Annotated in this window: 10 protein-coding genes; 5 read left to right on the top strand and 5 right to left on the bottom strand. The window is 64.1% G+C overall.

Annotation, left to right across the window (positions count from 1 at the left end):
- The first annotated feature begins 266 nt into the window (after positions 1 to 266).
- Positions 267 to 1,460, top strand: coding sequence for a sulfate adenylyltransferase (sat, locus tag F817_RS0110890; protein WP_024327681.1), 1,194 nt, complete (start codon positions 267 to 269; stop codon positions 1,458 to 1,460).
- A 97-nt stretch (positions 1,461 to 1,557) separates the two neighbouring features.
- Here the strand turns inward: sat and F817_RS0110895 are convergent, their stop codons facing one another.
- Both F817_RS0110895 and F817_RS0110900 read right to left on the bottom strand, forming a co-directional pair.
- Positions 1,558 to 2,160 (bottom strand): CBS domain-containing protein, encoded by a 603-nt coding sequence (locus F817_RS0110895; protein ID WP_024327682.1) that lies wholly within the window; start codon positions 2,158 to 2,160, stop codon positions 1,558 to 1,560.
- A gap of 134 nt (positions 2,161 to 2,294) precedes the next feature.
- Positions 2,295 to 2,822 carry a metallophosphoesterase family protein gene (locus tag F817_RS0110900; protein ID WP_024327683.1) on the bottom strand — a complete coding sequence of 176 codons (528 nt, stop codon included), beginning with the start codon at positions 2,820 to 2,822 and terminating at the stop codon, positions 2,295 to 2,297.
- 227 nt (positions 2,823 to 3,049) lie between these two features.
- On the opposite strand from F817_RS0110900, the gene F817_RS0110905 reads away from it, so the two are divergent.
- The 3 genes from F817_RS0110905 to F817_RS0110915 are packed head-to-tail and all read left to right on the top strand — an operon-like array spanning position 3,050 to position 7,646.
- Complete coding sequence (locus F817_RS0110905) at positions 3,050 to 5,914, top strand: molybdopterin oxidoreductase family protein (RefSeq protein ID WP_024327684.1); 2,865 nt, start codon at positions 3,050 to 3,052, stop codon at positions 5,912 to 5,914.
- Positions 5,911 to 6,642, top strand: a complete 732-nt coding sequence (locus F817_RS0110910; protein WP_024327685.1) for a 4Fe-4S dicluster domain-containing protein — start codon at positions 5,911 to 5,913, stop codon at positions 6,640 to 6,642. The genes F817_RS0110905 and F817_RS0110910 overlap by 4 nt, the downstream gene beginning before the upstream one ends.
- A gap of 17 nt (positions 6,643 to 6,659) precedes the next feature.
- Positions 6,660 to 7,646 carry a DmsC/YnfH family molybdoenzyme membrane anchor subunit gene (locus F817_RS0110915; RefSeq protein ID WP_024327686.1) on the top strand — a complete coding sequence of 329 codons (987 nt, stop codon included), beginning with the start codon at positions 6,660 to 6,662 and terminating at the stop codon, positions 7,644 to 7,646.
- A gap of 82 nt (positions 7,647 to 7,728) precedes the next feature.
- Here the strand turns inward: F817_RS0110915 and F817_RS0110920 are convergent, their stop codons facing one another.
- On the bottom strand, positions 7,729 to 8,895 hold the full coding sequence (locus F817_RS0110920) for a hypothetical protein (RefSeq protein ID WP_024327687.1): 1,167 nt from the start codon (positions 8,893 to 8,895) through the stop codon (positions 7,729 to 7,731).
- A gap of 150 nt (positions 8,896 to 9,045) precedes the next feature.
- Here F817_RS0110920 and adk point away from each other — a divergent pair, with 150 nt between their 5' ends.
- Positions 9,046 to 9,702: an adenylate kinase gene (gene adk, locus F817_RS0110925; protein ID WP_024327688.1), complete on the top strand. Its 657-nt coding sequence runs from the start codon at positions 9,046 to 9,048 to the stop codon at positions 9,700 to 9,702.
- A gap of 128 nt (positions 9,703 to 9,830) precedes the next feature.
- Here the strand turns inward: adk and F817_RS0110930 are convergent, their stop codons facing one another.
- Positions 9,831 to 11,039 carry a 6-phosphofructokinase gene (locus F817_RS0110930; RefSeq protein WP_024327689.1) on the bottom strand — a complete coding sequence of 403 codons (1,209 nt, stop codon included), beginning with the start codon at positions 11,037 to 11,039 and terminating at the stop codon, positions 9,831 to 9,833.
- A 237-nt stretch (positions 11,040 to 11,276) separates the two neighbouring features.
- Positions 11,277 to 12,149 carry a dienelactone hydrolase family protein gene (locus tag F817_RS0110935; protein WP_024327690.1) on the bottom strand — a complete coding sequence of 291 codons (873 nt, stop codon included), beginning with the start codon at positions 12,147 to 12,149 and terminating at the stop codon, positions 11,277 to 11,279.
- Between the last annotated feature and the right edge of the window lie 83 nt (positions 12,150 to 12,232).

The following is a 12,232-nucleotide window of genomic DNA, read 5'->3' on the forward strand; positions in this document are numbered from 1 at the left end:
GACCCGATGGGGGCTCAAGCCAAGCGGCGAGTCGTTGCGTATAACCTGACCGGGTGCCGGCTCGCGCCGGGCCACGCAGGAGGCGCCCGGGTTAAGGGGTCAAGAAACCCGGCCCTTTATGGACTATCTTGTGCTACGTTCGGGGGCGATTCCGCAGAACGCCGGCCACGCGGCCGACTGAACGAATGCGGCCCGGACCACATCCGGCGGCCCATGCCGCCCTACCCATGCAGCCCACATCCAGCGTCGGCAGGAGATAAAGCCCCATGATCAAACCGCACGGTGCAGACACCCTGAAGCCCCTGTTCGTATACGACCCCGATCGACACCATGCCCTTTTGCAAGAGGCGGAGACCCTCCCCTCCGTGGTGATCAGTTCCGCGGCCGCCGGCAATGCCGTAATGATGGGCGGCGGCTATTTCACGCCGCTCACCGGCTTCATGAATGTGGCGGATGCCGTGAGTTGCGCCGAGAACATGCGGACCACCAGTGGTCTCTTTTTCCCGGTCCCGATCGTCAACCTACTGGAAGACGCCGACGCAATCCGCGGGGCCAAGCGCATCGCGCTGCGCGATCCGAATATGGAGGGGAACCCGGTGCTCGCCATTCAGGAGGTCGAAGCGATCGAGGAGTTCACGCCGGAGCAGATGGAGGCCATGACCCGGAAGGTCTATGGCACGACCGACATGGAACACCCCGGTGTTGCCGCCTTCAACAGCGTCGGTCGCGTCTGCGTCTCCGGGCCCATCGAGGTCCTGCATTTCTCGTACTTCCAGGACGACTTCCCCGACACCTTCCGCACGGCCGTGGAGATTCGCAACGAAATCAGCGAACGCGGCTGGAACCGGGTGGTCGCGTTCCAGACGCGAAACCCGATGCACCGCGCCCACGAAGAGCTGTGCCGGATGGCGATGGAGCAGCTGGACGCCGACGGGATTGTGATCCACATGCTGCTGGGCAAGCTCAAGCCCGGAGACATCCCGGCCCCGGTGCGCGACGCCGCCATTCGCAAGATGGCCGAACTCTACTTCCCCCCGAACACGGTGATGATCACCGGGTATGGCTTCGACATGCTCTATGCGGGCCCCCGCGAGGCAGTCCTTCATGCACTGTTCCGGCAGAACATGGGAGCGACCCACTTCATCATCGGCCGCGACCACGCCGGGGTCGGCGACTACTACGGGCCGTTCGATGCCCAGACCATTTTCGATACCGAGGTCCCGGACGATGCCCTGGAGATCGAGATCTTTCGCGCCGACCACACGGCCTATTCGAAGAAGCTCGACCGCGTCGTCATGATGTGCGACGCACCCGACCACACGAAGGAGGACTTCGTGCTGCTATCCGGCACCAAGGTGCGCGAGATGCTGGGACGCGGGGAGGCGCCCCCGGTCGAGTTCTCCCGCCCGGAAGTGGCGAAAATCCTGATGGAGTACTACCAGGGAATCAACCAGCAGTAGCGCTGGCGGCCCCTCAACACGCCGCCTTCGGACACACGCAGGCCAATTGCTGCCGCAGCACCCGCTGCTGCGGCAGCAATCCCTGCCTGACCGTGGACTAATAGGCCTTGGACAAGGTCGCCTGGATCTGCGCGAAGGTCCGCGCGACATCGAATGTCTGCACCTGGATTCCCAGCTGGCGACCAATCTGCGTAGCCGAGAACATCCCCCGGATACGGGCTTCCCCGGTCTGCGGATCTCGCTGCCCGACCAGCGCGTGCTGACGCCCCCAGTCCTTCAGGGTCGCGACGATGTCGGCCACGTCGGCCTGCATGACACGCTGCATGTCCAGAAGGTCGATATCATCCACCGGAACCATCAGGTCACGCACCCTCAGGTCCTCGTGCCGCATCCCGCGCTCGTTCACCATCTGGATCGGGCGTTCGCCCTGCGTATCGCGCGCCGTGATCAGGCCGAGCACGCGCTCCGAGTCGACCACGATCAACAGCCGCACACCCTTGGCAATCATCTGCTCGGTCGCCTGGTTCAGCGTCGCCTCGGGCCCAATGGTCGCAACCGGAACCCGGCGAAAGTCCGTCATCACGCACAGCGCGGACGATGCCAGCGTGACCTGGGGGTCCTCCTCCGTAACCTGCTGGAGACCGGTCCCGGGCGATGCCTTGCTCGACGGTAGGGGTTTGTGCGGGAATTCTGCTGTCATCGCGTTCTCTCCATCCAGGGTGGGAACCTAGACGATGCCCTGACACGCACCCGCTGACAAGCCGGTCCCGCGATCAGGGGTGGAACAGGCACCAACAGCGAACCACGACCCAGCGGTGCTCGATTGCGGCGGATTCAGGCCGCATCTTCCTCCGGCGTCGACCGGATCTTGAACTCCATGCTTTCGAGGTCGCCGAGCGCCCAGGTCGCCTCGGGCGCCCCGAGACCGGCTACGGTGCCGGGATTCACGAGCCAGGTGGAACCACCCTTCACATGGGGCTGCTGGCGGATCTCGGTCTCGTGACTGTGCCCGCAACAGACGAGGTCGTAGTCACCCGTACAGGCCATCGCATGGGCGTAATGGGGATAGTGCGTAACGAAGATACGCCGGCCACCGAGCGTGATGGTGGCGTCCAGCCCGTAGTAATGGAGCAGGCCGTCGGACTGGTGGGCGATGCGCGAGATCGCGACCGGGTCGCCCAGGTTGTTGCCGTGCACCGCATGGATCGGGACACCCAGCTTCAGCGAGGCGCGCAGCGTATTCCCGCCAATCACGTCACCACAATGGATGACCGCCTCGGCGCCGTCGGCAATGCCGGCCTCGATGGCACGGGCCAGCATCGGGCCGCGGTCGTGACTGTCGGAAACAATGCATACCTTCATGGGGTTCACGCGCCTTTGTTGTCAAGCTACTGGCTCGAAACCATAACACTGCGGCGCCCATCCTCGCGTCCCGGTCGTGCCCGGGCCTGTAAAAACAGGCCGCGAAGATCGCACTCGAAACGCCTTGTGGTGGGCACCCCGGAACTGCATAGTGGGGGCAACCCCGAAGGAATTAAGGGGTTTTGCAGTATATCGCGATTGTCTAACTTTCAAGGCGTTGACGATTTATGGCACAGACCCCTTCGCACGAAATCAAGAACACCACCTGTTACATGTGCGCCTGCCGTTGCGGCATCCGGGTGCACCTGCGTGACGGGGAGGTGCGCTACATCGATGGCAACCCCGAGCACCCCATCAACGAGGGGGTCATCTGCGCCAAGGGTGCCTCCGGGATCATGAAACAGCACTCGCCCGCGCGGCTGACCCAGCCCCTGCGGCGCAAGGCCGGTGCCGAACGGGGCGACGGAGAATTCGAGCCGATCTCCTGGGAGGAGACCTTCGAGATCCTTGCCGAACGGCTCGGGCATATCCGCGAGACCGACCCGAAGCGCTTCGCGCTGTTTACCGGGCGCGACCAGATGCAGGCCCTGACCGGGCTGTTCGCCAAGCAATTCGGCACCCCCAACTACGCCGCGCACGGCGGCTTCTGCTCGGTCAACATGGCCGCCGGCATGATCTACACCATCGGTGGCTCGTTCTGGGAGTTCGGCGGGCCCGACCTCGAGCGCTCCAAGCTGTTCGTGATGATCGGCACCGCCGAGGACCACCACTCGAACCCGCTCAAGGTCGCGATCTCCAAGTTCAAGCGCCAGGGCGGACGCTTCATTTCCATCAACCCGGTGCGCACGGGCTATTCCGCCATCGCGGACGAATGGGTCCCGATCCGTCCGGGCACCGACGGCGCCCTGCTGCTGGCCCTGATCCACGAGATCATGAGCAAGGGCCTGTACGACCGCGACTTCCTGGTGCGGTACAGCAACGCCGGTCAGCTGGTGAACATGGACGAGGACAGCGACGCCTTCGGGATGTTCCTGCGCGCCGACGCACCACCGGCGGAGGGCTGTTACGACGCGCAGGACCAGCTCTGGTGGGACCGCAAAACAGGCCGCCCGGTGCAAACCCATACCCCGGGCGCGGACCCCTATCTACTGGGTGAATTCACCCTGCAAGACGGCACCCGCACCAAGCCCGCATTCCAGCTGCTGCAGGACCGGGTCGCGGAATACACGCCCGAGTGGGCGGAACGCATCACCGGCATCTCGGCCGAGGATATCCGGCGCCTGGCCCACGAGATGGGGGTGACCGCCCGCGACCAGCGGATCGAGCTCCCCATCGCCTGGACCGATTCCTGGGGCGAAGAACACGAGTCGGTCACCGGCAATCCGGTCTCTTTCCACGCCATGCGCGGCCTGGCAGCGCACTCGAACGGATTTCACACAATCCGCTCCCTGTCGATCCTGATGTCGCTGCTGGGCACCATCGACCGCCCCGGCGGTTTCCGCCACAAGGCGCCGTTCCCGCGTCCGATCCCACCCTGCGCCCGCACCCCGAAGGGGCCGGAAGGCGTGCAGCCCGGCAAGCCGCTGGACGGCATGGTACTCGGCTGGCCAGCGGACCCGGATGACCTGTTCGTGGACGACAAGGGCGAGCCCGTACGACTCGACAAGGCCTTCTCCTGGGAATACCCGCTGGCCGTGCACGGCATGATGCACAACGCCATCACCAACGCCTGGCGCGGGGACCCCTACCCGATCGACACCCTGCTGATCTTCATGGCCAACATGGCGTGGAACTCGACCATGAACACGGAAGAGGTCCGCAAGATGCTGAACGACAAGGACGACAACGGGGAATACAAGATCCCGTTCCTGGTTGTGGCGGACGCCTTCCAGTCCGAGATGACGGCCTTTGCCGACCTGATCCTGCCGGACACCACATACCTCGAGCGCCACGACGTGATGTCCATGCTCGACCGCCCGATCTCTGAATTCGACGGCCCGGTGGACTCGGTGCGCATCCCGGTGGTGCCGCCGAAGGGCGAGTGCAAGCCGTTCCAGGAAGTCCTGATCGAACTGGGTTCGCGCCTGAAACTGCCGGCGTTCGTGAACGAGAAGGGCGACCGCAAATTCCGCGACTACCCGGACTTCGTGGTCAACTACGAAACCGAACCGGGCTCGGGCATCGGCTTCCTCGCCGGCTGGCGCGGCAAGGGCGGCGAGAAATCCCTGCGCGGCGAACCCAATCCCAACCAGTGGGAGATGTACGCCCAGAACAACTGCGTATTCCAGTACGAGCTGCCACGCAGCTACCAATACATGCGCAACTGGAACAAGGGTTATCTCGAGTGGTCGCAGCGCAACCGCATTACGCGCTTTGGCGAGCCAATCCTGATTCACCTCTACTCCGAGGTGCTGATGAAGTTCCGCGCCGCGGCCCAGGGCAAGGGCCCATCGCGCAAGGCGCCCGCACACCTGGCCAAGCGGGTCGAGACCTTCTTCGATCCGCTGCCGTTCTACTACGACCCACTGGAATACCAGTCCACCAACAAGCACACCTACCCGCTGGCCGCCATCACCCAGCGTCCGATGGCGATGTACCACTCCTGGGACTCCCAGAACGCCTGGCTGCGTCAGATCCACGCGCACAACCTGCTGTACGTGAACGCGCGTACCGCGCATGCCGCCGGGATCCAGGACGAAGACTGGATCTGGGTGGAGAGTCAGTGGGGCCGGGTGCGCTGCATGGCCAAGTACTCCGAGGCGGTGGAACCCGGTACGGTCTGGACCTGGAATGCCATCGGCAAGGCCTCGGGTGCCTGGAACCTGACCCCGCGCGCCAACGAGTCGCGCAAGGGCTTCCTGCTCAACCACCTGATCTCCGAGGAGCTGCCGAGTGACGACGGCCCGATCTCCAACTCCGACCCGGTGACCGGTCAGGCGGCCTGGTATGACGTCCGCGTACGCATCTACAAGGCCGAAGAAGGGGAGCCGCAGGAGACCTCACCCCAGTTCAAGGCCCTCAAACCGTACCCCGGCCAGTCCACGCGGGCACGTGTTTTGAACTTCTTTGCGGGCCTAGGAGGCAAGAAATGACCCAACTCGCCCTCGTCATCGATCTCAACGTATGCGTGGGCTGCCACGCCTGCGTGACCAGCTGCAAGGAATGGAACACCTCCGGCGATGCCGGCCCACTGGTCGACCAGAACCCCTACGACGCGGACCCCACCGGTACCTTCTTCAACCGCGTACAGAGTTTCGAGGTCGGCGAGTATCCGAACACCGAGACGGTGCACTTTCCCAAGTCCTGTCTGCATTGCGAGGAACCCCCGTGCGTACCGGTTTGCCCGACCGGGGCTTCCTACAAGCGCGAGTCCGACGGCATCGTGCTGGTCGACTACGACAAGTGCATCGGCTGCAAGTACTGCTCCTGGGCCTGCCCCTACGGCGTGCGCGAGGTGGATGCCGAACGCAAGGTGATGACCAAGTGCACCCTGTGCGTGGACCGCATCTACAACGAGGAACTGCCGGAGTGGGATCGCAAGCCGGCCTGCGTGCGGGCCTGTCCGACCAATGCGCGCCTGTACGGCGACATTCATGACCCCGAATCGGTGGTCTCGAAGGCGATCCGCGAGGCCGGGGGCTATCAGCTGATGCCCGAGTGGGGGACCAAACCGGCGAACCACTACCTGCCGCGCCGCAAGACGCACGTCACCATCCGCGAGGACGAGGTGGAACGCGCCGACAACCCGCTGAAGATCGACAGCCAGCTACCCAAGCCCGGGCAGGAAGAACCCTCGCTCGACGACGTCACCAGCTGGTAAACAGGGACGAACACGTTATGCATCCAGCCTTTTCGGTCATTTTCCTCACCACCCTCATCGGCGCCGGCCAGGGCCTGTTCCTGGCCCTGTTCGGTGCCGAGTCACTGGGCCATCTGGGTGTGCTCCCGGCACCCGGCTCCGAGTTCCTGGCGCTCGGGTCGCTGATCGCGCTGATATTCCTGGTGCTCGGCCTGGTGGCATCGTTCTTTCATCTGGGGCGCCCGGAGCGGGCCTGGCGCACGGCCACCAAGTGGCGCACCTCGTGGCTCGCGCGCGAGGTGATCGTGCTTCCGGCATTCATGGGGGTGGTGTTCCTCTATGGTGTCGCCCACTGGTTCGGTTTCAACCCGCCATTGGGCACGCTGGCCGGCGGCTATCCGGTCCTCCCGACCGTATTGCTCGGGGCCCTCGGGGCGTTGCTCGCGATCGTGCTGTATATAACGACCGCGATGATCTACGCCTGCATCAAGTTCCTGCAGGAATGGCACTCGCCGCTGACCGTGGTCAACTACACCGTGCTGGGAGCCGCCTCCGGCTTTACCCTGGCGGCGGCCTATGCCGCCTGGGCCGGCGCCGCGGGGCTGGTGAACTTCCTGGTGACGGTGGCCATCGTGCTGACCATCCTGGGGCTGGCCACCCGGGCCGCCTCGCTGGTTCGCAATTCACGCATCAAGGCCAAGTCCACGCTGCAGACCGCGATCGGCGTCAAGCACCCGAAGATCCAGCAGAAATCCCAGGGCTTCATGGGCGGATCGTTCAACACCCGGGAATTCTTCCACCACATGTCCGCCGCGTTCCTGCGCGGGATGAAATGGATGTTCCTGCTGACGGCTTTCGTGATCCCGGCGGTCCTGCTGGTGGTCGTCCTGGCCACGCGCATGGACCCGACCGGCGTGCTGATCGCGGCGTTCGTGATCCAGTACCTGGGCCTGATCGCGGAGCGCTGGTTCTTCTTCGCCCAGGCCAACCACCCGCAGAACATCTATTACCAGTCAGTCGCCTGAGCACACTGAAGGGGTGGGACCACCGCCCCTTCGGCCATTCCCCACCCGAAGCGGGCTCGAACCCTCCAAATCAAGCGGCGGGTCAGGCGGCGGGCCAGCCCTCGGTCGCGATGCCCTGCCCCAGATCCACCTCCACCAGACGGCGGCGCACCTCCAGCAGTTTCTCGATCAGCGCCGGCTCGTGGCGCTCGTAGGCCTCCGCGTCCGGCACCCGGTTGACCACCACGCCCAGTAGCTCGGTGATCGCGTTGCCGATCGAGTTCTGACTGATCGTGACAATCAGCCGGCCTTCGTCATTGCGATAGATCAACTGCTTGAATGCCGGCTGCCAGCGGATTGCGTGGGCGTACTTGGCGTCGGTGAAGCAGCGGTCGCGCACCTTCTTCGCGGTCTTCAGGAAATCGTTGTTGAATAAAAGAACCTCTTCCACCGCATTCGGAAAATGCACGCCAGCGGGCATCGGCGCATTGCGGGTGGAAACCTGCGAGAAGAAGGTGCGGTAGAAGTCCAGGAAGCCCTGCAGGACCGCGTCGTATTCACGCCAGAAGCGGATGTCCTTCAGCGCCTCGACGCCGCCCTGGATCTCCCAGCTCGGCAGGCCGTGCGGGTAGCCGGTCAATTCCAGGCGGGCCTCGTGATCCGACGCCGGCCGGAGGATCTGCAGATCCAGCGCCCGGGTAAAGAAGGCGCGGTACACCTCGCGCATGTAGGCCTGGAACAGGCTGTGCTGCCCCCCGTCGGTCAGATTGGGATTACCCGGGTCCGCCAGCGGCGCATCGGCCAGTTTCGACTTCGGGAAGACGATGAAATGGTTGTGCAGCATGCGGATGCTGGGCACCCCCGGGGCAGTCAGCGGCCAGGTCGCATCCAGGCTCGCCTCCCCCGCCAGCACCAGGGCCTCGGCCGGATCCGGGTACTGTTCCAGCATGTACTCGATGATGACCCCGTTCATCCGGTTCCAGACATGCCGGACGGGCTCCGGGACCTGGGTGCGGCGCACCGGGCGCCCCATGGGATCCAGAATCGTCTGCGAGGTGTTGTAGATGATGGAGCAGTCGAATTCGTTGCTGTGCCCCAGAGCCTTGCGATAGAGCAGGAGGTTCTCCGGGTTGACCAGCAGGCCGTTGTTGTTGACCAGGTCAGCCAGGTTCTCGGTGCTGTTGAAGAACTCGTTGGGTTTCATGCCCTCCGGGATATCGAGAGGGATGGGACGGAACGGCGTGGTGATCTCGCGAGGGCCGGCTTGCATGACGGTCGATGACTCCTTGCCAGGGGGCGATCCAGGACGGCGCGGGCACGCTTGTACCGACAACCACAATCACTGTACTGTAACTTGCGCGGCATGGAAGCGTCTGTCGCGACCATAGCACAACCACCCACTCCTCATAGGAGCGAGAGCATGCGACTGATTCTGTTGGGGGCGCCCGGCGCCGGAAAAGGCACTCAGGCCCAGTACATCTGCGAGAAATACAACATCCCGCAGATCTCCACCGGCGACATGCTGCGCGCAGCCGTGAACGCGGGCACCCCACTGGGCCTCAAGGCCAAGGAGGTCATGGATGCAGGCGGCCTGGTGTCCGACGACATCATCCTCGGACTGGTCAAGGAACGCGTGGACCAGCCCGACTGCTGCGATAACGGCTTCCTGTTCGACGGCTTCCCGCGCACCATCCCGCAGGCCCAGGCATTGAAGGATCAGGGTGTGCCGCTCGACTTCGTCGTGGAGGTGGATGTGCCGGACGAGGAAGTGATCCGCCGGATGAGCGGGCGCCGGGTACACCCGGGTTCGGGGCGCACCTACCACGTCGAGTTCAACCCGCCGAAGGTCGAAGGCAAGGATGACGTCACGGGCGAGGATCTGATCCAGCGCGAGGACGACAACGAAGAGACGGTACGCAAGCGCCTCGAGGCCTATCACAGTCAGACCCAGCCGCTGGTCGACTTCTACGCCAAGTGGGAGGAAAGCGGCGAGCCCGACGCCCCGAAGTGTGTCCACATCAAGGGGACAGGATCGGTGGAAGATATCCGCGATCAGATCTTCAAGGCCCTGGGCTGACAATCTCCCGGAAGGTCCGGAAACTGCCTCCCACGAGGTAAAAAGGCCCGCCCGAAACACCGGGCGGGCCTTTTCGATTCGGGGGCCCGCCAACCGGCCAGCCCCCTCTCCTGCCGGTCTGGCCGCGACTAGCGCCCCAGGACCTTGGTCACCTTGTTCTGCCGCAGCCGGTAGGCATCCGGCATGCGCGAACCCAGCAGGGGACGCAGGTACATGCGGAAGGCATCGGTGACATCGGTGCCCGAGGCATCGATGAACTCGTCCGGCATCACCTTGGTCTTGCCCGCGACGGCCTCCAGCGGGACGTACTCGTAGTCCACCGAGTAAAAGCCGGTGCGCTTGATCGCGACCGAGCCGTCGCGGCCTTCCCACATCGCGAACTGCACCGCCTTCTCGCCCACCTCGCGCGCTTCGCGCTGGTCGACGTCCGACACACAGCCGATAAAGGCCCGCTGGAGGTAACCGAAGGTGTCCCCGCGTACGCGCTTCACGCCGAGCTTGTCGCGGATCTCGCCACACAGCATATCGGCCAGCGCACCGGTACCGGAGAGCTGGACGTTGCCGTGCGCATCCTTTTCCACGTCCTTGGCCAGCTTGGTGGCGATCGGTTCGCCCTCCGCATCATGGATGCCTTCGCTGACGGCAATCACGCAGCGACCGTAACGGTCCATGGTCGCCTTCACGTCTTTCAGGAAACGGTCCACATCGAACACCCGCTCCGGCACGTAGATCAGGTGCGGGCCGTCGTCCGGAAACTTCTTGCCGAGCGCGGAGGCGGCCGTCAGGAAGCCGGCATGACGCCCCATGACCACCGCCAGATAAATCCCCGGCAGGGCGTAGTTATCAAGGTTGGCACCGATAAAGGCCTGCGCCACAAAACGCGCCGCCGACGGGAAGCCCGGCGTGTGGTCGTTCTCCACCAGGTCATTGTCGATCGTCTTGGGGATGTGCACGCAGCGCATCGGGTAGTTCGCCTTGCGCGCCTCCTCGCTGACGATGCGCACCGTGTCGGAGGAGTCATTACCCCCGATGTAAAAGAAATAGGTGATCTCGTGGGCCTTCAGGACCTTGAAGATCTCCTTGCAATAGTCGAGGTCCGGTTTGTCGCGCGTGGAGCCCAGGGCCGACGAGGGCGTCTGCGCGACCATTTCCAGGTTGTGGGTGGTCTCCTGGGTCAGATCCAGAAACTCCTCGTCGATAATCCCGCGCACCCCGTGGAAGGCCCCGTAAACGAGTTCCACATCGGTAAATTTCCGGGCCTCGAGGACCGCGCCCACCATGGATTGATTGATTACCGCCGTCGGGCCTCCGCCCTGGGCGATCAGAACCTTTGCCATCTTCATCCTCCTTTCTGGACTTTCGTGCGTACAAACCGGGAACCGGCCGTGCAGCGACCGGTGCAGCTCGATGACGTAAAGCCCGAAGATAGCAAATTCCGCACTCTGCGCACGGAAACATTTAATTGTATTGTCAAAGACTTATTGATCAATTCAGACTGCCGGAAACGACGATGCCACCAACCCCCGGGTTGGTGGCATCGTCCCGCTGGCAGAGCGGGAGGGCGGAGGAAGGACTCAGTCGCGCAAATTCTGATTGACGAAGCGCGTTACACGCATCATCGCGTCGCGCGACGCGAGGTCGTCGGCGAAGGTGCGGTTGTTGCCGTTGCGGAAGTCGAAGCCACGGCCCACGCCCGGATACTCGATCCAGTGCACCTCGCCGCCGCGGCTTTCGAGGCCGTCGGCGGCCATGCGCGCGGTGCGATGGCGCTGGTACTGCTCTTCCTCTCCGATCAGGATCATCATCGGGATCTCGAGCTGGTTGACCTCGTTGGCGTAGCGATACACCTGGTGCGGCTCGCCCAGGTTCGGGTCCTGCAGGTGCGGGTAGTAGCCGGCCCAGCAGGCGACATCGGCGACCTGGCGCTCGAAGGTGACGGCGACCTTGAGCGCCTTGTAACCGCCACGGGTGATGGACACCAGGCAGGCACGGTCACCCACGATGTCGTCGCGCTCCAGCAGTACGTCCAGCCCCCTGTCCAGGTCGCCTTCCAGTTCGTAGTCATGATCCAGCGGGTGGCTTTCCATGAAACGACCGGTGTACATGTCCGGTGCCAGCACCACGAAGCCACGCGCCGCGAGGCGCTTCACGTGCAGCTCGGCAAGGTCATCGAGCCCGCGCCGGCCATGCGCCCAGAGGATCGCCGGATAGGCCTCGCCATCGGACGGGCGGGCCACCATCGCGGGGATATCAAGGTCGTCGCGCTGGTACTCGAAGCGCTCGATCTCGACCTCGTGGTTTTCCAGGTCGGAGTACATCACCCCGTCCTCCCACCAATCGTCGTCCCACCACCAGTTGTCGGAACCGGTGGGTTCATCGGCCGTCAGCGGGGCGGAGACCAGGGCCGTGGCGGCCAGCAGACAGAAGGAGCGCAGCACGGGAAACATCGGAAACCTCTCATAGTGGACGAACGGGTGCGACGTCCTCGAAAGACGGACGGCGCGGGTGCTTTCTTCCGAGGGTAGTGCAA

The sequence above is a fragment of the Thioalkalivibrio sp. AKL19 genome (genome assembly GCF_000420165.1).
Classification (GTDB): Bacteria; Pseudomonadota; Gammaproteobacteria; order Ectothiorhodospirales; family Ectothiorhodospiraceae; genus Thioalkalivibrio.

Coding starts and splice junctions, on each gene's coding strand:
- sat (WP_024327681.1), top strand. CDS start 267: ATGATCAAACCGCACGGTGCAGACACCCTGAAGCCCCTGTTCGTATAC.
- adk (WP_024327688.1), top strand. CDS start 9,046: ATGCGACTGATTCTGTTGGGGGCGCCCGGCGCCGGAAAAGGCACTCAG.
- F817_RS0110895 (WP_024327682.1), bottom strand. CDS start 2,160: ATGACAGCAGAATTCCCGCACAAACCCCTACCGTCGAGCAAGGCATCG.
- F817_RS0110935 (WP_024327690.1), bottom strand. CDS start 12,149: ATGTTTCCCGTGCTGCGCTCCTTCTGTCTGCTGGCCGCCACGGCCCTG.
- F817_RS0110915 (WP_024327686.1), top strand. CDS start 6,660: ATGCATCCAGCCTTTTCGGTCATTTTCCTCACCACCCTCATCGGCGCC.
- F817_RS0110905 (WP_024327684.1), top strand. CDS start 3,050: ATGGCACAGACCCCTTCGCACGAAATCAAGAACACCACCTGTTACATG.
- F817_RS0110910 (WP_024327685.1), top strand. CDS start 5,911: ATGACCCAACTCGCCCTCGTCATCGATCTCAACGTATGCGTGGGCTGC.
- F817_RS0110930 (WP_024327689.1), bottom strand. CDS start 11,039: ATGGCAAAGGTTCTGATCGCCCAGGGCGGAGGCCCGACGGCGGTAATC.
- F817_RS0110920 (WP_024327687.1), bottom strand. CDS start 8,895: ATGCAAGCCGGCCCTCGCGAGATCACCACGCCGTTCCGTCCCATCCCT.
- F817_RS0110900 (WP_024327683.1), bottom strand. CDS start 2,822: ATGAAGGTATGCATTGTTTCCGACAGTCACGACCGCGGCCCGATGCTG.